22 protein-coding genes are annotated in these 21464 nt (G+C 68.9%); 11 read left to right on the top strand and 11 right to left on the bottom strand.

The window, feature by feature from the left end:
• The first annotated feature begins 38 nt into the window (after nt 1-38).
• Nucleotides 39-1382: a hemolysin family protein gene (locus CFB81_RS18800; protein WP_069618532.1), complete on the top strand. Its 1344-nt coding sequence runs from the start codon at nt 39-41 to the stop codon at nt 1380-1382.
• 22 nt (nt 1383-1404) lie between these two features.
• Nucleotides 1405-1989 carry a thiamine phosphate synthase gene (locus CFB81_RS18795; RefSeq protein ID WP_089436151.1) on the top strand — a complete coding sequence of 195 codons (585 nt, stop codon included), beginning with the start codon at nt 1405-1407 and terminating at the stop codon, nt 1987-1989.
• Between the two features lie 69 nt (nt 1990-2058).
• On the opposite strand, the gene CFB81_RS18790 is transcribed toward CFB81_RS18795, so the two are convergent.
• The gene (locus CFB81_RS18790; protein WP_089437059.1) at nt 2059-3711 is read right to left on the bottom strand and encodes a DUF3459 domain-containing protein; all 1653 of its coding nucleotides are present in this window, start codon (nt 3709-3711) and stop codon (nt 2059-2061) included.
• 316 nt (nt 3712-4027) lie between these two features.
• Between CFB81_RS18790 and CFB81_RS18785 the strand changes: the two genes are divergently transcribed.
• A complete protein-coding gene (locus tag CFB81_RS18785) occupies nt 4028-4735 on the top strand; it encodes a class I SAM-dependent methyltransferase (RefSeq protein WP_089436150.1) in 708 nt (235 codons plus the stop codon).
• Nucleotides 4736-4831: 96 nt separating this feature from the next.
• Entirely contained in the window at nt 4832-5500 is a 669-nt protein-coding gene (locus CFB81_RS18780) for a glutathione S-transferase (protein ID WP_069618534.1), read from the top strand.
• A 6-nt stretch (nt 5501-5506) separates the two neighbouring features.
• On the opposite strand, the gene CFB81_RS18775 is transcribed toward CFB81_RS18780, so the two are convergent.
• Nucleotides 5507-6160 carry a DUF1345 domain-containing protein gene (locus CFB81_RS18775; protein WP_069618535.1) on the bottom strand — a complete coding sequence of 218 codons (654 nt, stop codon included), beginning with the start codon at nt 6158-6160 and terminating at the stop codon, nt 5507-5509.
• A 145-nt stretch (nt 6161-6305) separates the two neighbouring features.
• On the opposite strand from CFB81_RS18775, the gene CFB81_RS18770 reads away from it, so the two are divergent.
• Nucleotides 6306-7037 (top strand): metallophosphoesterase, encoded by a 732-nt coding sequence (locus tag CFB81_RS18770; RefSeq protein ID WP_089436149.1) that lies wholly within the window; start codon nt 6306-6308, stop codon nt 7035-7037.
• Between the two features lie 34 nt (nt 7038-7071).
• Here the strand turns inward: CFB81_RS18770 and CFB81_RS18765 are convergent, their stop codons facing one another.
• Entirely contained in the window at nt 7072-7773 is a 702-nt protein-coding gene (locus CFB81_RS18765; RefSeq protein ID WP_069618537.1) for an RES family NAD+ phosphorylase, read from the bottom strand.
• Nucleotides 7770-8189, bottom strand: coding sequence for an MbcA/ParS/Xre antitoxin family protein (locus CFB81_RS18760; protein ID WP_069618538.1), 420 nt, complete (start codon nt 8187-8189; stop codon nt 7770-7772). The genes CFB81_RS18765 and CFB81_RS18760 overlap by 4 nt, the downstream gene beginning before the upstream one ends.
• 234 nt (nt 8190-8423) lie before the next feature.
• Here CFB81_RS18760 and CFB81_RS18755 point away from each other — a divergent pair, with 234 nt between their 5' ends.
• Entirely contained in the window at nt 8424-9206 is a 783-nt protein-coding gene (locus CFB81_RS18755) for an ABC transporter substrate-binding protein (protein ID WP_069618539.1), read from the top strand.
• A gap of 217 nt (nt 9207-9423) precedes the next feature.
• Here CFB81_RS18755 and CFB81_RS18750 read toward each other — a convergent pair whose 3' ends face one another.
• Nucleotides 9424-9672, bottom strand: a complete 249-nt coding sequence (locus tag CFB81_RS18750) for a hypothetical protein (RefSeq protein WP_084044237.1) — start codon at nt 9670-9672, stop codon at nt 9424-9426.
• A 597-nt stretch (nt 9673-10269) separates the two neighbouring features.
• Between CFB81_RS18750 and CFB81_RS18740 the strand changes: the two genes are divergently transcribed.
• Nucleotides 10270-10656, top strand: coding sequence for a GtrA family protein (locus CFB81_RS18740; protein WP_089436148.1), 387 nt, complete (start codon nt 10270-10272; stop codon nt 10654-10656).
• 28 nt (nt 10657-10684) lie between these two features.
• Here CFB81_RS18740 and CFB81_RS18735 read toward each other — a convergent pair whose 3' ends face one another.
• Nucleotides 10685-12175 carry a sigma-54 dependent transcriptional regulator gene (locus tag CFB81_RS18735; RefSeq protein ID WP_069618541.1) on the bottom strand — a complete coding sequence of 497 codons (1491 nt, stop codon included), beginning with the start codon at nt 12173-12175 and terminating at the stop codon, nt 10685-10687.
• Between the two features lie 443 nt (nt 12176-12618).
• Complete coding sequence (locus tag CFB81_RS18730) at nt 12619-13536, bottom strand: metal-dependent hydrolase (RefSeq protein WP_089437058.1); 918 nt, start codon at nt 13534-13536, stop codon at nt 12619-12621.
• Between the two features lie 593 nt (nt 13537-14129).
• Between CFB81_RS18730 and CFB81_RS18725 the strand changes: the two genes are divergently transcribed.
• The 3 genes from CFB81_RS18725 to CFB81_RS36180 all read left to right on the top strand — a co-directional run bounded on the left by CFB81_RS18725 (nt 14130) and on the right by CFB81_RS36180 (nt 15529).
• Nucleotides 14130-14471: an FKBP-type peptidyl-prolyl cis-trans isomerase gene (locus CFB81_RS18725; protein WP_006479474.1), complete on the top strand. Its 342-nt coding sequence runs from the start codon at nt 14130-14132 to the stop codon at nt 14469-14471.
• Between the two features lie 26 nt (nt 14472-14497).
• Nucleotides 14498-15271: an AraC family transcriptional regulator gene (locus CFB81_RS18720; protein WP_089436147.1), complete on the top strand. Its 774-nt coding sequence runs from the start codon at nt 14498-14500 to the stop codon at nt 15269-15271.
• Nucleotides 15272-15364: 93 nt separating this feature from the next.
• Nucleotides 15365-15529, top strand: a complete 165-nt coding sequence (locus CFB81_RS36180) for a hypothetical protein (RefSeq protein ID WP_179235980.1) — start codon at nt 15365-15367, stop codon at nt 15527-15529.
• Between the two features lie 128 nt (nt 15530-15657).
• Here the strand turns inward: CFB81_RS36180 and CFB81_RS18715 are convergent, their stop codons facing one another.
• Nucleotides 15658-16128 (bottom strand): helix-turn-helix domain-containing protein, encoded by a 471-nt coding sequence (locus CFB81_RS18715; RefSeq protein WP_179236006.1) that lies wholly within the window; start codon nt 16126-16128, stop codon nt 15658-15660.
• A 153-nt stretch (nt 16129-16281) separates the two neighbouring features.
• On the opposite strand from CFB81_RS18715, the gene CFB81_RS18710 reads away from it, so the two are divergent.
• Nucleotides 16282-17517: an MFS transporter gene (locus CFB81_RS18710; protein WP_089436145.1), complete on the top strand. Its 1236-nt coding sequence runs from the start codon at nt 16282-16284 to the stop codon at nt 17515-17517.
• Nucleotides 17518-17647: 130 nt separating this feature from the next.
• On the opposite strand, the gene CFB81_RS18705 is transcribed toward CFB81_RS18710, so the two are convergent.
• From CFB81_RS18705 to CFB81_RS18695, 3 genes are read right to left on the bottom strand one after another with little or no spacing between them, the layout of a single operon-like run.
• Nucleotides 17648-18814 (bottom strand): glycosyltransferase family 4 protein, encoded by a 1167-nt coding sequence (locus CFB81_RS18705; protein WP_089436144.1) that lies wholly within the window; start codon nt 18812-18814, stop codon nt 17648-17650.
• Entirely contained in the window at nt 18814-19998 is a 1185-nt protein-coding gene (locus CFB81_RS18700) for a glycosyltransferase family 4 protein (RefSeq protein ID WP_069618546.1), read from the bottom strand. The genes CFB81_RS18705 and CFB81_RS18700 overlap by 1 nt, the downstream gene beginning before the upstream one ends.
• A complete protein-coding gene (locus CFB81_RS18695; protein ID WP_089436143.1) occupies nt 19995-21461 on the bottom strand; it encodes a glucose-6-phosphate isomerase in 1467 nt (488 codons plus the stop codon). Before CFB81_RS18695 ends, CFB81_RS18700 begins: the two co-directional genes overlap by 4 nt.
• Between the last annotated feature and the right edge of the window lie 3 nt (nt 21462-21464).

The following is a 21464-nucleotide window of genomic DNA, read 5'->3' as shown; positions in this document are numbered from 1 at the left end:
CTCTATACTGACGGGCCTTTCATAACCGGAGCGATTCTTTGTTACAGATCTTCGCGCTCATCGGCGCGTTGTTCCTGGTGGCCCTGAACGGGTTCTTCGTTGCGGCCGAATTCGGCCTCGTCAAACTCCGCGCGACGCGCGTTAAGACCCTCGCCCGCAAGCACGGCCTGCGCGGGCGCATCCTCGCCATCGTGCACGGCCGGCTCGACGCGTATCTTTCCGCGTGCCAGCTCGGCATCACGCTCGCGTCGCTCGGCCTCGGCTGGGTCGGCGAACCGGCGTTCGCGGAACTGATCGGCCCGCTGCTCGACCTGATCGGCGTCGAGTCCGAACGCGTCGTGCACCTGATCTCGCTCGTGTTCGCGTTCTCGCTGATCTCGTTCCTGCACATCGTCGTCGGCGAACTGGCGCCGAAATCGATGGCGATCCGCCAGCCGGAGAAGGTCGGCCTGTGGGTCGCGCTGCCGCTCTACGCGTTCTACTGGGCGATGTATCCGGCGATCTGGGTGCTCAACACCAGCGCGAACGCGGTGCTGCGGCTCGCGGGGCTGTCGGCCGACCACGGCGGCGATGCGCACTATTCGACCGACGAGCTGAAGCTGATCCTGCGCAGCCGCCGCAGCGCGGCCGGCAATGCGGCCCAGCCGGCCCGCGGCACATACAGCAACGACGAGTGGAACACGCTCGCGCATTCGCTCGATTTTTCGTCGATGACCGTGTCGGACCTGATGCGGCCGGCCCATGAAATGATCGGCCTGCGGCGCGACCTGCCGCTGCCCGACAACATGGAGATCGTCGCGCGGCACCGCTTCAGCCGCTATCCGCTGTTCGAGGATGCGTCGCGCGAACAGGTAAGCGGGCTGATCCACCTGAAGGACCTGCTGCTCGCGCGTCACGCGGGCGCCGCGCTCGCGGATCTGTCCGACTACGTGCGCCCGGTCCAGTACGTGAAGCCCGACACGCCGGCGCTGGAGCTGTTCCGCCGCTTCCGCAAGGGCGCGCCGCACTTCGCGCTGGTCGGCAACAAGGGCGAGAAACCGATCGGCTTCCTGACGCTCGACAACCTGCTCGGCGCGCTGGTCGGCCAGATCCACGACGAGTTCCGCCAGGGAGACGCCGACTGGAGCCGCCTCGACGACGGCACGCTGATGGGCAAGGGCAGCCTGCCCGTCGTGTCGCTCGAGCAGGCGCTCGGCATCGACATCGACGAAGGCCGCGCGGAATCGGTCGGCGGCCTCGTGATCCAGGCATTGAGCGACCTGCCGACCGAAGGGCAGCGCGTGTCGTTCGACCGCTTCGACGTCGTCGTGAAGAAGATGAACGGGCCGCGCATCGTGCTCGTGCGCGTCTATCCGAAGATCGCGAAAGAGGCCGACGAATGACGGCGGCGGGTTGCATCGCGCGATGAACGCGCCGCTGCCGCGCTGCTGCGTGATCACGCCGGAGCCGGCATCCGCATCGGCGGCCGATCGGGCCGCGTTCCTCGATCGGCTGTCGACCGTGCTCGCGCGCGGTGAAGCGCTCGTGCAACTGCGCGTGAAATCGTTCGACGCGGCCGCGTTCGCGTCGCTGGCCGCCGCGGCGCTCGCGCGCTGCAACGCGGCCGGCGCGCATCTGATGCTGAACGGCCCGATCGATGCAGCCGGCGTGATGCGGCTCGACGGCGCCGGCTGGCATCTCGACGGCCCCGCGTTGCGCGCGGTCGCGCAGCGGCCGCTGCCGGCCGGCCGGTGGGTGTCCGCCGCGTGCCACTCGGAAGACGACCTGCTGATGGCCGCGCGCGCCGGCGCGGATTTCGTCACGCTGTCGCCGGTGCTGCCGACGCTCAGCCACCCCGGCGCGCCGACGCTCGGCTGGGCGCGATTCGACGCGCTGGCCGCGCAGGCCGCGATGCCCGTGTTCGCGCTCGGCGGCATGACGCGCGCGCACCTCGACGACGCGCGCCGTCACGGCGCGTACGGGATCGCGGGCATTCGCGGGTTCTGGTAATTCGGTATGTTCCGGCCGCGCGGCCGTGCGCGACCGATGGCCGCCACGCCGCTTCACGCGTTCATCGGCTCATGCGTTCAGGTTCGCACGCCTGCCGCGCCATGAACCGTCGTCGAGGCGACGCACGTCGTGCGTCAGCGCGTAGCGATTGACGTCGCCCGTCAGCCACGCGACGAGCGAATACGGCGGCAACTCCCCTTCATCGACCCGGTCGCGCGCGCGTGCCGGCGTCTCGAACACCACCCGCCCGACCGGTGCATCGAACGGCAGCGCATCGGGCGACAGGTTCAACGCGATCGTCAACGTCTCGTCGTCGGCGAGCCGCCATGATGCGCACAGCGCGTCGGCATCGCCGTCGCCGTCCGCCTTCAGCGCATGGGCTTCCTGCGGCCGGCAATCGGTCAGCCTGGGCGCGATCAGCTTCGCGCGCACCGCGAGCGCCGACTGTACGAAATGCGCACGGTCGATGTCGCGCGCGGTTTCGTCGAAGACCAGCGGGATCTGCGGCGTGAGCAGCGACAGCGCGAGCGCGGCCAGACCGGCCGCCTGCCCGTGATCGCCCGGGCCGCTGTCGCGCCATGCGCCGTCCGACAGCACGAGCGACGTCAGCGACAGCCCGCTGTCGGCGGCCATCCCGTCCGCCGATGCGGCCGGCTGATACGCCGCGCCAGCCGCGGTCAGCGCGCGGGCGAGCGTGTGAATCGACTGGTGCGTGGAAATGCCTTCATGAGCCGACGTGTCGCGCCCGGTGAGCCGGTGCAGCGCGCGTTCGCCGCAACCGTTCCACTGCGCATCGAAATGGGTATCGGCGAGATGCGCCGGATGCCGCTCGCTGCCGAGCACGAGGTGGATCAGCCGGTCGGCCGGCACGGCGGCGCGCACGCGATCCGCGATCTCGCGCAGCCACGACACGCCGATCCGGTCGGCTTCGCGCAGGCGCAGCCCGTCGCAGCGGTATTCGTCGATCCAGTACAGCGCGTTGTCGCAGAAGAAATCGCAGACTTCCGGATGATCGAGCGCGAGCGGCGCGGCCTGCAGCGGATCGTCGCGCGTATGGAAAAACGGCCCCGCGTAGTGGCGCAGCGCGTCGGTGCCGCTGCCGAAGCGCGCGTAGTCGAGCTCCAGCAGCACCGCGAGACCGTAGCCGTGCGCAGCGTCGATCAGTGCCTTCAGCGCGTCGGGGCCGCCTTCGGCCGCAAGCGGCGCGAACGGCAGGCTGTCGTGCGGCGACGCGAGCAGTTCCAGCGCGGTCACGCCGAGACGCGCCAGCTGCGGCAGGCGACGGCGCACGGCGTCGAAGCCGCCCACCGCGTGCGGGCGGATCGCGTAGAGCGCGATGTCTTCCCACGCGCGCCCGTGCCAGAACGTATTGCGCCACGTGAACGCGCGCGGATCGACGACCTCGCTCGGACCGTCGAGCCCGTCGGGCTGCGAGCGCGAGGCGGGATCGGGAATCGACACGGTATCGTCGAGACGATAGCGGTAACGCGCGCCCGCGCCGCAGTCGACGAAAACCTCGAACCAGTTCGGGCCGGCGCTCGTCATCGGCACGAGCGTCGGGCCGTAGCCGGTATCGAGTTCGAGCTCGACGTGGGCGCTGCCGGGCGCCCACACGCGGAAATGCGTGCGCGGCGTCGTGCACAGCGCGCCGCAGGGCTGCGCGCCAAACGGCAAACAATGGATGTAGTGCTGCGCGTACGGATCGTGCGGACAATCGGACATCATGCGCTCCTCGTGCGTACCGAGCGGCATGGCCGCGCCGATGGCGCAGCGCATCGGGGCCCGGCATGCGAAGGCCAGGCGGGGGGAGAGCACCGAGTATGCGCCGGATTCGCGACGTCGATGCATCGTGGTCAGACATTTTTAAATGCGAATCGACCCTTGGAAAATCGCGCGGGAAACCGGCCGGCACGCGCCCGCGAGTCGGGTAGTCGGCATACCGGAATGATTGCTCGTCTTGTTGCGCCGGCCGCGCGCACATACGCTCTGCGTCCTGTTCGCGGACATGTCGTCCGCCCCAACAACCCGAGGACCTGCCATGTCGCTTCCCGCCAGCGCCGCGAAATTCGATCCGTCACGCGCACACGACTACGCCGAGCAATCGCGCATCGCGCTCGCCGGCTACGATGCGTGCCACGAACTCACCGCATGCATGCTCGCGTCGGCGATCGGTGCGGCCGATGCGCGGATGCTCGTCGCCGGCGCGGGCGGCACGGGACAGGAAATCTGCGTCGCGGCCGCGCTCGAACCGGGCTGGCAGTTCACGGCCGTCGACCCGTCCGCGCCGATGCTCGCGCTCGCCCGCGCGAACGTCGAAGCCGCGGGCTTCGGCGCGCGTACGACATTCGTCGAGGACGGCGTCGACGCGTTGCCCGACGTGCCCGCGTTCGACGGCGCGACGCTGATCGGCGTGCTGCATCACGTGCCGGGCGACGACGCGAAAGCCGCGCTGCTGCACGCGATCGCGCGACGCCTGAAGCCCGGCGCGCCGCTCGTGCTCGCCGGCAACCATCGCCGCTACGCGGACCACCCGCGCCTGCTCGACGCGTGGCAGCAGCGCTGGCGCATGAAGGGCGCCACCCCCGACGCCGTGCGCGCGCAACTGGCGAAGATCCTGCAGGGCGCCGATCCGCCCGCGTCCGAGGAAGCCGTGTTCGCGCTGCTTCGCGACGCGGGCTTCGATGCGCCGCTGCGTTTTTTCGCGAGCCTGTTCTGGGGCGCGTGGATCGCGGTGCGGCGCGCATGACGGTCGATGCGGCCCGCGACGGCGCGCGTCACACGATTCGCGTACGCGGCGCATGGGCTCGGTATGATGGCGTTCCCGCCCCCTTCCGGCCTCGACATGCTGACCGTCCATCACCTGAACAACTCGCGTTCGCAGCGCGTGCTCTGGCTGCTCGAAGAACTGGATGTGCCGTACGAGATCGTGCGCTACGAGCGCGATCCGAAGACGATGCTCGCGCCGGCCGAATTGCGCGCGATCCATCCGCTCGGCAAGTCGCCCGTCGTGACCGACGACGGCCGCACCTTCGCCGAATCGGGCGCGATCATCGAGTACCTGGTCGAACGCTACGGCGACGGGCGCCTCGCGCCGCCGCCCGGCTCGCCCGAGCGGCACGACTACACATACTGGCTGCACTACGCGGAAGGGTCGGCGATGCCGCCGCTGCTGCTCAAGCTCGTCGCGCTGCGGATCGCGCATGCGCCGATGCCGTTCTTCGCACGGCCGATCGCACGCAAGATCGCCACGACGCTGCAGTCGGGATTCGTCGATCCGCAGATCGACCTGCATCTCGGCCATGTCGACGGCACGCTGGCGCGCAGCGGCTGGTTCGTCGGCGACGGCTTCAGCGCGGCCGACATCCAGATGAGCTTTCCACTCGAAGCCGCGACCGCGCGCGGCGGCGGCAGCCGGTATCCCGCGATCGCGCGCTTTCTCGACACGATCCATGCGCGGCCGGCCTACCGGCGCGCGCTGGAGCGCGGCGGCCGGTACGACCTGCTCAAATAACCGGCGTCAGCTCAGCAGCCCCGCCGCGACGTTGATCGACAAGCCGAGCACGGCCATGTTGAAGTAGAACGACAGGATCGATTGCGCGAGCACCGAGCGCCGCGCGGTGCGGTTCGCGAGCGACACGTCGGCCGTCTGCGACGCGACGGCGATCGTGAATGCGAAATACAGGAAATCCCAGTAGTCGGGCTCCGGATGCTGGTCCGGGAAACGCAGCGCGCGATCGCCGCTCGGCGAGCCGTAATAGAGCCGCGCGTAGTGCAGCGTGAAGATCGTCGGGATCAGGAACCACGCGCCGAACAGCGTCGCGCCCGTGATCGCGTAGTGGCTGAGTCCCGCGCGAAAGCCGACGCTCTTGGCGGTCGCGAGTTCGATCGCGATCGCGGCCACGCTCGCGATGGTCGCGAGGCACACGACGGTCAGCACGGTCGTCGCGTTTTCGTCCTCGCGAATCGCGACTTCGCGCACCTTGTAATGATGCGCGGTGACCATGCGCACCCACATCAACGCCAGATACAGCCAGACCGCGCAATCCCAGCCGATCAGCGCACGCGCGGTGGCGCGCAGCGGAAACGGCAGCAGCACCGCGCACAGCACGCCGGCGACGAACGCCGCGACCATGCGCGGCCGGTTGCGTAATACCTGCGGATAAAGCGTCATCGTGTGATTCCGAAAGCAGATGGAAAGGGTTCGGCCGGGTGCGCGGCAGCGCCGCCGCGCCGGCGTGAAACGCGCCCCGATTATCCTCATTCCATCGTCAGATGGCGATGGGTGCGAGCGCCCGAGGAGCGCCTAAGATAAGGGGATGACCGCCACCGCCTTGCTCTGCCGCCATCCCGCGAACACGGCCGGCCGCGACTTCGTCGTCGGCGACCTGCACGGCTGCGTCGACGTGCTGCGCGCGCTGCTGCACGACGTCCGCTTCGATCCGGCCCGCGACCGGCTGTTCTCGGTCGGCGATCTCGTCGACCGCGGCCCGGCCTCCGACACCGCGCTCGACCTGCTCGACCGACCATGGTGCCACGTCGTGCGCGGCAATCACGAGGAAGTGCTGAGCCTCGTCGCGCGCGGCAAGCTGCCGCCCGACGCGTGGCGCGGGATCGGCGGCGACTGGGGCGCCGACCTGCCGCCGGAACGGCTGCGCGCGCATGCGGCGCGCGTCGACGCACTGCCGCTCGTGCGCGTGATCGGCGACGGCGCAACGCGCTTCAACGTGCTGCACGCGGAATTCTTCGGCTCGGACGCGGATCTCGATGCCGGCAGCTATCCGCACGACGTGCGCGAGCGGCTGATCTGGGGCCGCGATCTCGTCCAGGGGCTCGCCGATCCGGCGGTGCAGGCCGGGCTGTCGCTGACCTGCACCGGACACACGCCGGTGCGTGAGCCGCAGCGGATCGGCGCGCAATGGTTCATCGACACGGGTGCGTTCGCGCCGGCCGGGCGGCTGACGCTCGCCGAGCCGCGCACCGGCCGCACCTGGTCGATGACGCAGGCCGAAGCGCGCGAGCGCCACGCGGGCGACTGGCCGCTGCCCTGATGCGCCGGCCGGCGCTTCGTCCCGCACGCGAACGCTAGCCGACCTGATTCAGTTCGAACACCGCATCGACGGCCGAGCCGTTCCAGTTGTATTCGAGATAGGCCGCATGCTGGCAGTCGCGCAGCAGCGTCGTGCGGAACGCGGCGAGACACTCGCCGCGCGGATCGCGCACCGACGGATAGACGATCCCCGCGCCGCCGGCATGGCGCACCGCGCGGCCGAACGCCTGCCCCGCGCCGTAGTCGACCGGATCCAGCAACGCGGGGTCGCGCTGCGGCCACGTGCGCACGTCGACGACGTCGCCGTGCGCGAACACGGTATAGAGCCGCATCTGCTGGCGCATCGGCGGCTCCTTCGTCGCGGCGAGGAACAGCCCGCTGTGATAGCGCGTTTCGGCGATCGCCGTGTCGCGCGAGCGCGTGCAGTAGAACACGCCGTAGCTGCCGTCCGAAAAGCGGCTGCCCAGCGGATTCAGGTGCGTGAACGCGGCCATGATCGGCCCCCAGCCCTGCCCGTAGCGGCGCTCGGCCGGCGGCACGAGATCGAGCGTGCCGACTTCGTTGCGGATGCGGTCGTTGGTCAGCGATTCGAGCGCGTAGAGCGCGTCGAAATCGTCCGCCGATGCAACGCGGTCGAACAGGTTGATGGCCGGAAAACGGGTGGGAATCACGCGATAGGCTGGCGCCCAGTCGACGGTGGTTGTGGGCCACCGGGTGACTTCGATCGGTGTCGTCACGCCCAGCCACCCCGCATTGCGTCGAGATATTGCCGGACGGCCACCAGATCGCCGACGTTGCCGGCCAGCATCCGGTCGAGCGCGCGCTTGCCGCCGAACGGCGCCGCATCGTTGGGCCGCTTGACCCACGCATCGGCCGCGGCCGGTTGCGGCAGCAGGATCTGCAGCGCCTTGTAGATGCCGAGCAGCAGCGATAGCCGCTCGAGCGTATCGCGCGGCAGGCGTGCCGATTCCGGCGCGGCCTTCCACTTGAAGAACGTCGAGCGGCCAGGCGACCCGAGCAGCACGATCTGCTCGTCGATCGTCAGTTCCCAGTCGCGCGCAATGTTGAAAAACGCACGCAGGCCGGCCGCGGACATCTGCGCGACCGAAGCGTGCGGCACGGCGGAATGCGAATCGTACGCGGGCTGTGACATGATCGTTAGTCTCTAAATGAATTTACTAACAAGGTTAGTCCATTATCGTATTTTTGCAAGGGTCGCACCCATCGATCGTCACTCCGATCCGCCAGATCGATATTTTTTGTCCATTCTGGACTCTTATTTTATTTTCTGCGTTAATGGCCGTGCGGACACCGCGTCACGGCGCGGGTCGCGTCCGTGGAGACCCTGTCGCACGGAAACCGGATGCCCCACGCCAAGGAACGCACCATGAAGAGACTGATTGCCGCCGTTTCGATCGCCCTGCTCGCGGTATCCGCAGGCCCCGCCGTCGCGAAGGACTGGACCACGATCCGCTTCGGCACCGACGCCAGCTACGCGCCGTTCGAGTCGAAGGCGCCGGACGGCAAGCTCGTCGGCTTCGACATCGACCTCGGCAACGAGATCTGCGCGCGCCTGAAAGCGAAATGCGTGTGGCTCGAGAACGATTTCGACGGGATGATTCCTGCATTGAAAGCGAAGAAGTTCGACGCGGTGCTGTCGTCGATGTCGATCACGCCGCAGCGCGCGCAGCAGATCGCCTTCACGACGAAGATCTACAACCAGCCGACGCGGCTCGTGGTGAAGAAGGGCTCGTCGCTGCTGCCGACCGCCGAATCGCTGAAGGGCAAATCGATCGGCGTCGAGCAGGGCACGACGCAGGAGACGTATGCGAAGGCGTACTGGGGCAAGCAAGGCGCGAACGTCGTGTCGTACCAGAACCAGGACGGCGTGTATGCCGACCTGATCGCCGGGCGCCTCGACGCGGCGCTCCAGGATGAAGTGCAGGCCGCGATCGGGTTCCTGAAATCGCCGCGCGGCGCGAACTACACGTTCGTCGGGCCCGAGCTCGTCGACGAAAAAGTGCTCGGCATCGGCGCCGGCATCGGCCTGCGTCAGCAGGACACCGACCTGAAGGCGAAGATCGATCGCGCGATCGCCGACATGGTCAAGGACGGCACCTACAAGCGACTCGCGTCGAAGTACTTCGACTTCGACATCTACGGCGGTTGAAAAACGGCGTCGCGCGCGTACGGGTACTGCTCCCGTCGCGCGCGTCCGACCGCCCCTCCCCTTCAACCGGATGGCAACGGCGGCGCGTGGTTCGCCGTTGCATCGAATGCCTGTCTTCCCGCATCGCGCGCAGCACGATGCGTCGACCATCGTTCGGATAACGGATCAATCGTTCGCGGAACAGATAGTCATGCGAACGGACCGCGTGCCGCTCGGGTCAATAGGCGAAGATCGGACGTCGCGGTATCGGCGCCCGCGTGCACATGCCCATGCGGATCGGATTCGCGTGCAGGAAAGTGCCGACCCGGCGCGGATGACCGGCAACCAGCCGGATCCGCCTCGCACCGGGCGCGGAGAGATGGCCTGTCGAGGCATGCCGGTCTGCCGCAAGCGCGACGTTCGAGCGGCGATGTCCCGAATCACTGCGATCGCGGCCCGCGGACCGCGGCGTGTGATGATCGATCATTTTTCTACCCCGTTTGCTGTCTGATGTTTGTTCCGGCAACCGGACGATGCCGATGCCCCGGCGATCGGGCGACGACGTTCCCTGCTCGCCGTGACGCGGCCGCTGCACCGCGCACGGCCGCCGCATCCCCGCGGACTGCATCCTGGCCGGCAGCGGCGGCTGTCGCCGCCCGACCGGACGGATCTCGCGCCGTCGACTCTCGCATGCCCTTCTTCGCAAGGACCGGGCCAGCGCTGCGCGAGCCCGGCCGGACAAGGCGGTGACCGGACCGGCTGGCGGCCGGAACGGGCGTGGAATGCCGGAAGTTACGAAACTGAAACATCGGCGCCGCGGCACGCGCCGGCCGCGCAACGGCGGGGCCTTGCGGAATAAGGCTGAACAATGGAGCGCGGAATTTTTACCGGCGGCGGGCTGGCCGATCGGCCCGGTTCGCCGCGGAAATTCGCGTGGCGGCCAACGCGAAATGTTTCATGCGCTTTACATGCCGGCGGCGGCAACGCGCACCGCAGGTCGCTGCCGGACGCTGGACGCTACGACCGATCGCATGGCTATACTGCGACACCGCTCCACGCGACTTCACGCAAACGCCCGCCCACGATGATCCGTACCTTCCATGCCGCCGAGCGCGCGAGACTGATCCGCTTCGGCGTGTCGGGCCTGGGCTCGACCGCGCTGCATGCGCTGATCGCCGCCGCGATGTTCGCGCTGTTCGACGCAACGCCCGTCGTCGCGAACGCGACCGCGTTCGTCTGTTCGACCGCGTTCTCGTATCTCGCCAACACGCTGTGGAGTTTTGCGTCGACGGTGACATGGGGCAACTTCGTGCGCTTTCTCGCGGTCGCGATGGCCGGCCTCGCCGCGACGATGCTGCTGGCGCGCGGCACCGACGCGCTCGGGCTCGCCCGTGCATGGAGCATCGTCGCGGTCGTGCTGTGCGTGCCGCCCGTCACGTTCGTGCTGCACCGGCTGTGGACCTATCGGTGAGCCGCGCCACACGCATCGCACACGCCGCTCATCCGACCCGCTGATGCTCCGCGTCGCCCGACGGCGCGCCGTCGTGCCCGCCACTGTCGCCGTTTCCGCCGTTGCCGCCGGTGTTGTCGTGATCGTTCAGCCCGTGCTCGATCATCATCCGGTAGAGCGTCACGCGTGAAATGCCGAGTTCGGCGGCGGCCTTGTTGATCCGGTGGTCGTTGCGCAGCAGCGCGTTCTCGATCGCGGTGCGCTCGGCCAGCGAGCGCGCCTGCTCGAGCGTCACCGGTTCGGTTTCCCCGGGCGTGTCGAGCCCGAGATCGTGCGGCGTCAGCAGCCGGCTCTCGGCCATCACGATCGCGCGCCGCACGCGGTTGATCAGCTCCCGCACGTTGCCGGGCCATTCGTAGCGCCGCATCGCGTCGAGCGCGGCCGACGTGAAGCCGCTGATCTTGCGGCCGCTGTCGGCCTTGAATTTCTGCAGCACGTAGTGCGCGAGGATGTCGATGTCCTTGCCGCGTGCGCGCAGCGGCGGCTCGTGGATGCGCAGCACGCACAGCCGGTGATAGAGATCCGCGCGGAAGCGCCCGGCCTCGACCGCGCCGTCGAGATCGACGTGCGTGGCCGAGATGATCCGAACGTCGACCGGGATCGATTCCTGCCCGCCGAGCCGCTCGATCTTGCCTTCCTGCAGGAAGCGCAGCAGGCTCGCCTGGCTTTCGACCGGCATGTCGCCGATCTCGTCGAGAAACAGCGTGCCGCCGTTCGCCGATTCGATCCGGCCCGCGCGCCGCTGGTTCGCGCCGGTGAACGCGCCGCGTTCATAGCCGAACAGCTCCGACTGCAGCAGGTGATGCGGGATCGCGCCGCAATTGATCGCGACGAACGGCCCCTTGCCGCGGCCGGAGCGCTCGTGAATCGCGAGCGCCGTCAGTTCCTTGCCGGTGCCCGATTCGCCCGAGATGAACACGCTCGCATCGGTCTTCGCGACCTTGCGGATCGTGCTGAACAGCTGCTGCATCGCCTCGCAGTTGCCGATCATCCCGTGTTCGCCGATCGACGCCGCATAGGCGGCGCCGTCGACGCGATCGAGCGCGGCCATCCCGCGCGCATGGCCGAGCACGTGCGAAATCCACTCGTACGGCAGCGGCAGCGTCACGTAATCGAAACAATAGCTGCGGATCAGTTCGCGCACGGCGGGGCCGATCGTGATGCCGGCCTGCGCGATGGAAATCCAGCCGATCGCCGGCTGGCTCAGGCACATCTTCAGCGCGGGATAGTCGCGCGACGTGAACCCGGTGAAATCGACCAGACCGGCGGCCACGCTCACGCCGGAGGTCATGTTCTGCGCGGCGCCGGCCGTCTTCGCGACCGCGATCTCCCAGCCGAGCCCGCGCAGTTGTGCGAGCAACGGCTCGTCGGGCGTGCGCATGATCACGAACAGCTTGCGTCCGGCCTCGGGAGCGGTGACGGACATGTCCGTCATCTCGGGCGCCGCCTGCCCGTTTGCGTCGGGTGACCTTGCAACCATCGTTGTTCCCCGCTTGGCGTTGGTATCGCGCGCCGGCTCACCGCCGCGTACGACGGACACGATCGAACCGACATATTGGCCGTATTTCCGTCCGAATAAAATCCCCCTGCGCATGAATCGCGCCGGAGGTAGACGTTGTCATGAACGGTATATCGATACGGCCGGCCTGCGGCTAGATGGGTGTTATCCCGGAGGCGGGCACGGCGCGCGACCGGAACGGACCGCCGCCGCGCGCGCACAGCCGCGCCGGTGCTGGCGCGCGGCGATTGCGTGCGACGCGGCGCACGCCGATCGGCGCGCCGGCGCATGCGCGTGCAACCGGTCGGCCGGGCAGGCGGGCGCCCGCGCAACCGGTTCCGGTTGATTTGCGTCAATCGTCGGAAGCAGTCAGATGATGCACGCACGCAACATGCGCGGCGCCCGCCGTACGGCGGGCGGCCGGGTCAGCGGCCCGATGCGAGCGGCGCCGGCGCGCTCGCGCGGCCGCGGCCGGTCGGCGTGCCGCCGTGCTGGCCATAGCTGGCGGCCAGCGCATCGACCCGCGCGAGATGGTGGCGATTGTCGTGATCCCACGGGTGGAAGCCCGGCCGGAAAAAGCTCAGCCATTCGCCGGCGATGCGCGGGAACAGCCCGCGGCGCGGCCCGTACAGGAACGCGATCACGCGCAGCAGGCCGCGCACGTGATGGCCGGCGCCGCGATCGCGCCACAGCAGCGTCACATGGATCAGGAACACGGTCGGCCAGAACGTCAGCGTCGTCAGCAGATACACGCCGATGCGGACCAGGTAACGGCGCAGCCCCGGCTTCATCGCGGCATTCCACACGTCGAACGACACGGCCTTGTGCTCGGTTTCCTCCAGCGCGTGCCACAGCCACATCTGCCGGTAGCCTTCGACCGAACCGGCCAGGCGCGTCGGGTCGCCCAGCAGCCAGTCGGCGAGCATCGCCGTGTAGTGCTCGGCCGCCACCGTGTGCGCGAGCTGCACCGAATGCGGCAGCTTACGCTTCATGTAGCCGAGCACCGTCCACACGCGCTTGTCGAGCTTGCGCGCGGGCAGCCGGTTCGCCTGCATCAGCTCGTTGTATTCGACGTGCTCGCGCGTGTGCATCGCCTCCTGGCCGATGAAGCCGAGCACCTGCTGCTTCAGCACCGGATCGTCGATCCGGTCGCGGTAATTGCGCACCGAATCCATGAAGAAGCGCTCGCCGGCCGGAAACAGCAGCGACAGCGCGTTGAAGAAATGGGTCACGTGCGCCCCGAGGCCATGCCAGTCCTTCGCGCGTTCGACCGGCAGGTCGAAGCGCAGATCGCGACGCACCGGCATGATCCCGGCTGCGGTGGCGGAAGCGGCTGACTTCATGTTCATCGTTCTCCTGGTGCGGAGCCGCCCGGCGCATCGTCCGACGCGGCCGGCGCAAGCCCGGGCGGCACAACGCGCGCCGCCAAATCATGACATCGACAGATGTAAAGATAGGCCGCACGCGCCGGCGCACGCAAGCCGCGCGGTAGATGCGCGCTTCCAAACAGGGCACGGTCGGAAAGGTGGGAAAAACGGCGCTCGAACGGCGCCTGGGCCCGGTGCGATTCGAACGCGCGGACGCGCGGGCGAGCGAGATGCCAGGCCCGATGCGGCGCGCCGCTATCGGGCCGCAAGCCCCGTGTGGCGGCCATTTCGCCGCCTCTGGCGCCGGTCGTGCAACCCGCGGCAACGCGTGCCGGTCGCATCGATTCATACGCGCAGCACACTGCCGTGGTGCAACCTCGGCGCCGCGACGCGCGAAAAATTCAAACGCGCGTTCCAATGGCGTTTCGGGCGATCCCGCGCGCGGCGCTCCGCCGCGCCTGGCGACACGCTTGCCGACACGCGCACGGCGGCGCGAGATCCGCACGTGCCGGCCCGCTGCGCGCTCGCCTACAATAGCGGTTTTACGTCACGCTCTTTCAGGAGAAATCATGTCCGTCATCACGACCGAATCGGGCCTCAAGTACGAAGACCTGACCGAAGGTACCGGCGCGGAAGCGCAAGCCGGCAAGACCGTCAGCGTCCACTACACGGGCTGGCTGACCGACGGTCAGAAATTCGATTCGAGCAAGGATCGTAACGACCCGTTCGCGTTCGTGCTGGGCGGCGGCATGGTCATCAAGGGGTGGGACGAAGGCGTGCAGGGCATGAAAGTCGGCGGCGTGCGTCGCCTGACGATCCCGCCGCAACTCGGCTACGGCCCGCGCGGCGCAGGCGGCGTGATTCCGCCGAACGCGACGCTCGTGTTCGAAGTCGAACTGCTCGACGTCTGAGCTCGCATCCGGCCGTTTTCTTCCCGATGGAACGCATCGCCTCCCCCGCCATCGCGCTGCGCCGCTACGCCACGTGCGAAGCGTCGGATGTGCACGACTTTCACCAGGTCGTGCTCGGCGTCGATGGCGCGATGGTGATGGCGGTGGGCGGAATCGGCCGACGCATCGACCGGCACGCGGCCTGGCTGATTCCGGCCGGCGCGCGCCACGACTATGCGGGCCTCGGCGACAATCGCCAGCTCGTGATCGACCTGCCCGCCGCGTCGCTCGCGGTACCGCAGCGGCTGTTCGACCATGCGCGCGCCGTGTCGATCGACCCGACGCTCACGTCGCTCGTCGCGCAAGTCGCGGCGGCGGCCGTGCAACACGATGCGCCGGCCGGCGACGCACGGCAGGCCGCCGCGCACCGTTTCCAGTGGCAGGCCGCCGCGCGCCTGTGCGACGCGCTGCTCGACGATGCAGGCATCGCCGCGCCCGCGTCGGGCCTCGATTTCGCGCGCATCGACCGCTGGCTGCGCGCGCGGCTCGCCGAGCCGCTGCGCATCGCCGATCTCGCCGCGCACTGCGGCTACGGGATGCGCCGGTTTCATCAACTGTTCGTCGACGCGTTCGGCGAAACGCCGCATCGCTACCTGCAGCGGCTGCGGCTCGACGCCGCGGTCGTGCTGCTCGCCGACGGCCGGCATTCGCTCGTCGACATCGCGGGCAGCGTCGGCTTCGCCGATCAAAGCACGTTCACGCATGCGTTCACGAAGCGCTTCGGCGTCGCGCCGGGGCGCTGGCGCGGCGAACGGCACTGAACGCATCGGCCTCGCCGAATACGTAACGACGCACGTAGCAGGCAGCACGCGTCGGCATGCGTATCGACGCTTCACGTCCCGCTGAAACATCGCGTGTCCGTCGCCGCCTACGATGGGCGCATGGATGCGACGCCACCGTCCCCTGCTTTCCCGCCTGCGCCCACGCGCGTCGTCGCCACCGTCGGCATCGGGTTCGTCGTCACGCAACTCGACGCGACGATCGTCAATATCGCGCGCGCATTTCGCCGCCGACCTTGAATCAGGTCGTCACGCCAACGACAGGACGTCTTCCTGAAGCGACTCGCGTAGCCGGCCGGGCCAGGCCGGGCCGCGCCCGTGCTTCCGCGCCGAATGCCATCCGACAGTACAACCCTCGCACATGACGCTCACCGCCGTGCCGCGCCGGCCTCGTCGTCGATCTTCCTGACGACTGTATCGGCCGCCTTCAAAGGCCGGCCGTCGTCGTGCCGCAGCGCGAGCTTGCGGATCGCGCGCCCGGTGCCGCGGTCGACCAGCACCGAATGCGGCTCGCCGCGCGCGAACAGGTTGGCCTCGCCCCACTGCCGCAGCATCACGATGACCGGAAACAGCCCCTCGCCCTTTTTGGTCAGCACGTACTCCTGATACGCGGTGCCGTCGGACGCCGGCACGACGTCGAACACGCCGGCGTCCACCAGCCGCTTCAGCCGGTCGGACAGGATGTTGCTCGCGACGCCGAGACTCGCGCGGAAATCGCCGAAGCGGCGCACGCCGTCGAACGCATCGCGCACGATCAGCAACGCCCAGCGATCGCCGACGATATCGGTCGCACGCGCCACCGGGCACGGCGAATCCGCAAGACTTTTCTGCCTGGCCATCTTCCTCTCCGCAATCGCGCCGGCCGCCTTCGCGGGCATGCCGGCCATCCGTGCACGGGCCTTCGGCCCGCCACCCAACAAGTTGCATTTTAAAACCACTTTCCCTACACTCCAAACAAGTTTCAAATTGCAACTACATTGCGTGAGGCAACCATGGAGTCGTCCTGCCGTTCCGGCACCGTTGCATCGAACGCGCGAACCGATGCGGTCCATCCGGCCGATGGCGGCCGCCTGTCGTCGGCGCGTGTCGCGCTGCTCGCCGTCTGCTGCGCGGCGAGCGTCGCGAACGTCTACTACGCGCAGCCGCTGCTCGATTCGATCGCACGGGATTTCGGCGTGTCGCAGGCCGCCGTCGGCGGCGTCATCACCGCGACGCAGCTCGGCTGCGCGCTCGCGCTGCTGTTCGTCGTGCCGCTCGGCGACCTGCTGAACCGCAAGCGCCTGATCGCCGTGCAGCTTCTGCTGCTGGCCGCGGCCTGCATCGGCGTGGCCGCCGCGTCGACACGCGTCGCGCTGGTGGCGGGAATGGCCGCGGTCGGATTGCTCGGCACCGCGATGACCCAAGGGCTGATCGCGTGCTCGGCCGCCCTCGCTGGGGCGGGCGAACGCGGGCGCGTCGTGGGCGCCGCGCAGGGCGGCGTCGTGGTCGGATTGCTCGCCGCGCGCTCGGTCGCGGGAGTCATCACCGACATCGCCGGGTGGCGGGCCGTCTATCTCGTATCGGGTGCGCTCGCGATCGCGATGCTGGTCGCGCTGTCGCGGCTGCTGCCCGACATGCGCGAGCCGCGCGAACGCATCGGTTACGCGGCGCTGCTGCGCTCGATGGTGTCGCTGCTGCGCGAAGAACGCGTGCTGCGCGTGCGCGGCGCGATCGCGCTGCTGATGTTCGCGGCGTTCAGCATCTTCTGGAGCGCGCTCGTGCTGCCGCTGAGCGCGCCGCCGCACGCGATGTCGCACACGCAGATCGGCGCGTTCGGCCTCGTCGGCGCGCTGGGCGCGGCGGCGGCCGCCCGCGCGGGCCGGCTCGCGGATCGCGGGCGCGGCGAAACGACGACCGGCGCCGCACTCGCGCTGCTCGCGTGCGCGTGGCTGCCGCTCGCATTCGGCAATACGTCGATTGCGCTGCTGATCGTCGGCATCGTGCTGCTCGACGTCGGCGGACAGGCCGTGCACGTCGTCAACCAGAGCATGATTCTCGGCGCGCGGCCCGACGCGCAGGCGCGTCTCGTCGGCTGCTACATGCTGTTCTATTCCGTTGGCAGCGGGCTCGGTGCGATCGCGGCGACGATGATGTATGCGCACGCCGGCTGGACGGGCGTCTGCGTGCTCGGTGCAGGGGTGAGCGTGGCCGCGCTCGGCGTATGGGTTGCGACGCTGCGGCGCGCTTGATGCGTGCCGGTCGGGCGGACGGAACGGGAAAAGCCGGCACGCCCCAGGCGGGCGGCCGGCACGCGAACCGGCCACGCACGCGCGCCGGTCGGGCTTTCGATCTGGCGCGCCGGGTGCGCGCCGCGGGCGTTCAGCCGGCCGCCTGAATCGCCTCTTCGTAGACGCCGGCCACGCGTCGCGCGATCACCGCGTTGTCGAAATGATCGCGCGCATAGCGCTTGCACGCGGCCTCGTCGGGCAGCGCGATCGCGCCCGACAGCACACCGCCAAGCCCTTCGGCGATCGCGTCCGCGCCCGTCGACGGCAGCACGAGATCGTTCGACAGCCCCGCGACCGCCTCCGGCAGCCCGCCGACCGGCGTGACCAGCACCGGCGTGCCGGATGCCAGCGATTCGACGGTGATCAGCCCGAAGCCCTCGAGCGCGACCGTCGGCACGACGCTGACCGTCGCCGCGCGGTACAGCGCCGCGAGATGATGGTCGGGCACGAAGCCGAGCAGCTTCACGTTGTCCTGCAGCCCGGCTTCGTCGATGCGCTGCTGCAGTTCCTCGCCGATCTTGCCCTTGCCGGCGATCAGCAGCAGCACGTCCGGGTGACGGCGCTTGACGAGGCCGATCGCGTCGATCAGGTCCTCGAGCCCCATGCGCCGTACGAGCCGGCGCACGGCCAGCACGATCGGCCGGTCCTGCGGCAGTTGCAGCTTGTGCCGCGCCTCGGCCGGCGTGAGCGGCGTGTCGAACTGCGCGGTATCGACGCAGCCGGGAATCACGCGCACGCGGGACGGATCGATCCCGTAGCGGTGCGTCAGGATCTGGCCGAATGCCTGCGACAGCACGATCAGCCGCGACGAGCGCGTATAGACGGCCTGTTCGAGATAGCGCTTCGCGCGCTGCCCGAGCGACGCGGCGCCCTCGACCTGGCTTTCGTCGGCCCACGGCCCCTGGAAGTGCGACACCTGCGGAATCCCGCGCGTCACGTCGAGGCCGGGGAACGTGTACAGCGCGAAGTGCGACGAAATCACGTCCGGCCGCGCGCTGCGGATCTCTTCGCGCAGCGCGCGCCGCGCGGCGAGCATCCGGCGCGCGAGCGGCTGCGATGCCGGCCCGAAGCCCTGGATCGCGCCGCCCGTGTCGTCGGCGACCTTCGGCGAGCCGGCGACGAGCCCGCGCACCTCGACGCCCGCGCCGGGCAGCGCGCCGACGAGCGAGTAGTACATCCGGTCGAGGCCGCCCGCGCGTTCGGGGAACCAGTGCATGCCGATCTGCAACGATTTGATCGGCCGGGAGGATTGGGACATCACGGTTGCTCCTGCGTGATTGCATGCTCGACCCGCTCGAACGCGGACGGCTGCGTGGGTTGGCCGATGCGCCGGTAAAGCGCGACGTACTGGGCGCCCATGTGCGCCCAGCCGAAACGGGTCATCAGTTCGCGGGCCGCGTCGCCCATCGCGCGACAGGTGTCGCGCGACGCCGCGAGCGCGCCGATCGCCTGCGCGAGCGCGGCCGGATCGTCCGGATCCTCCAGCACGATCCCGCATTCGCGCGTGATGATTTCCGCGCCGCCCGCCGTGCGCGCGGTGACGACCGGCAGCCCGGCCGCCATCGCCTCCAGCAGCGACAGGCTCATCGCTTCGTAGCGCGACGGAAAGACGTACGCGTCGACCGAGCGCATCAGCGTCGGCATGTTCTTCACGAGCCCGAGGAAATGCACGCGCGAATCGATGCCGAGCGCACGCGCCTCTTCCGGATACGGGCTGCCGGGCAAGTAGCCGGCCACCGCCAGATGCACGTTCGCGGGCAGCTTCGTCAGCGCCTTCAGCACGGTGCCGAGGTTCTTGCGCGGCGTGCGCAGGTCGCCGACGAACAGCAGCAGGAACGCGTCGTCCGGCAGCTTGAACGCCGCACGGTCGGCCTGCGCGCCCGCGAACGCGCTGCCGTCGACGCCGTTGTAGATCACGCTGATCTTGCGGCTGTCGATGCCGAGCCCGGCGATCTCGTCGGCCACCTTCTGCGACACGGCGGTGATCGCGCGCGAACGCTTGTACGCCCAGCGCTCGAGCACGGTATTCACACGCGTATAGACGTACTGGTAGGCCGACCACAGCCCCTTGGTGGGCCCGAACGGATAGTACGGACTCTTGAACCAGCCGCCGTGCACGAAGTGCGCGGTATTCACGTCGGCCTTGATCCACGAGATGAAGCCGTTCACGTGAAGCACGTCGTATTCGCTACGATGCGCGCGCAGCCACGCCGCGCTTTTCAGCGCGAACACCTGCTGCTTGACGAGATTCGACGGCCAGAAGCCGCCGACCTTCACCGGCACCCAGCGCACGCGCGGATCGGCCAGCAGCTCGGGCGCGACATGCGACGCGACCAGCGTGACCTCGTAGTGTTCGGCCAGCGCCGCGCGCGCGATTTCGTAATTGACGCGGCCCTGCCCGTCGTTATGTCGCACGACGTGCGTGACGATCGCGATTCTCAATGGTCGCCTCCCCGTGAACGCGCGGCGGCCAGCAGGCGTTGCGCCTTCTGCCAGTGCGCCGCGGCAAGTATCGAAAAAATGGCTGTGAACATCAGCAGGCCGCCGGTGCCGATCAGCGAGTTCGTGAACACGAGCATCGCGAAGGTCGACAGGCACAGGCTCAGGCACGCGCCGACGAACTTGTCCTGGCGCAGCTTGAACGCCGCGCGCAGCGTGCGGCCGAACAGCATCACGACGCCGGCGAGATACAGCAGCGTGCCGGGCCAGCCGAGCACGAACGGCACGTTCATCACGCCGCTGTCGAAGCTGCCGTACTTGCCGAGCTCGCCGCTATCGCTCGACAGCTTCGTGGACGCGCCGGTCGCGCCCATCCCTTCGCCGGCGACGTCGGTGAACGCCGTCTGCGCGAAGGTCGCGTAGAACTTGTTGCGGTCGTCGTAGCTGCGGTCGTCCTTCAGGTTCGTGATCGACTGCAGGCGCGCGCCGAGCCGGTCGGCCACCGGCCCCACGGTCAGCAGCGGCACGCACAGCCCGACCAGCACGACGCCGCTGATCAGGATCCGCATCCGCACGCGGTTGCTCGATTGCACGAGCTGGATCGCGAGCGCGATCACCCAGCCGCCCCAGGTCGAGCGCACGAGGCACAGCGCGAACGACACGAAACCGGCTGCCCCCGCGAACCAGCGGATCTTCTGCGGCGCGACCAGCACGAACACCAGCGCGCCCATCATCGCGAACGCGAACGGCCCCGACGAATTCATCGTGCTGAACACGCGCACGCCGTACGGCACCGGCTCGCCCTGCGAGCCCATCTGCGAGCCGACCATCCACAACACGTCCCACTGCGGCATCACGAAGTACTGCACGACGCCGTACACGCCCATCACGAGCATGCCCCACATGAAGGTGGACAGCAGCACGTCGCGATACTCCGGATAGTTGCGCGCGTTCACCATGATGTGAAAGCCGATCAGGATCGGGTACAGCCAGTTCGCGAGGTCGTAGGTCGCGGCCATCACGCCGCTCGACACGATCCCGACCAGGTACGCATACACGAGCCCGAACAGGATCAGCAGCACCGGAATCCCGCGCCGCTGCGCGAGCACGCGGTAATGCCGGATGAGCCCCAGGCCGGCGATCATCGTCACCGCGAGCGGCGCGACCTGGATCAGGCTCGTCGGCGTGAACGCGCCCTTCGACCAGTCGGCCAGACGCCGCACTTCCGGGCTCAGGAACCACACCCACCACATGAAGCCGATATAGCGCGCCGGGCTCTTGAAATACAGCCAGATGCCGACCCCGATGGCCAGCACCGGGAACGCGAGCGTCAGCACCTTGCCCTGGTGGATCGCGATCAGCGCGGCGGTCAACGTCCACAGCCCGGCCTGCCCGGCCCAGTGCCTCCGCTCGGCGAACCAGCTGCGGGCGCGCGACGGCGCGCGTTCGGCGGCAATCGTACTCATCGA

The sequence above is a fragment of the Burkholderia sp. AU28863 genome (genome assembly GCF_002223195.1).
Classification (GTDB): domain Bacteria; phylum Pseudomonadota; class Gammaproteobacteria; order Burkholderiales; family Burkholderiaceae; genus Burkholderia; species Burkholderia sola.
The sequence above is the reverse complement of the archived record's forward strand: the minus strand, read 5'-3'. Positions and strand labels throughout refer to the sequence as shown.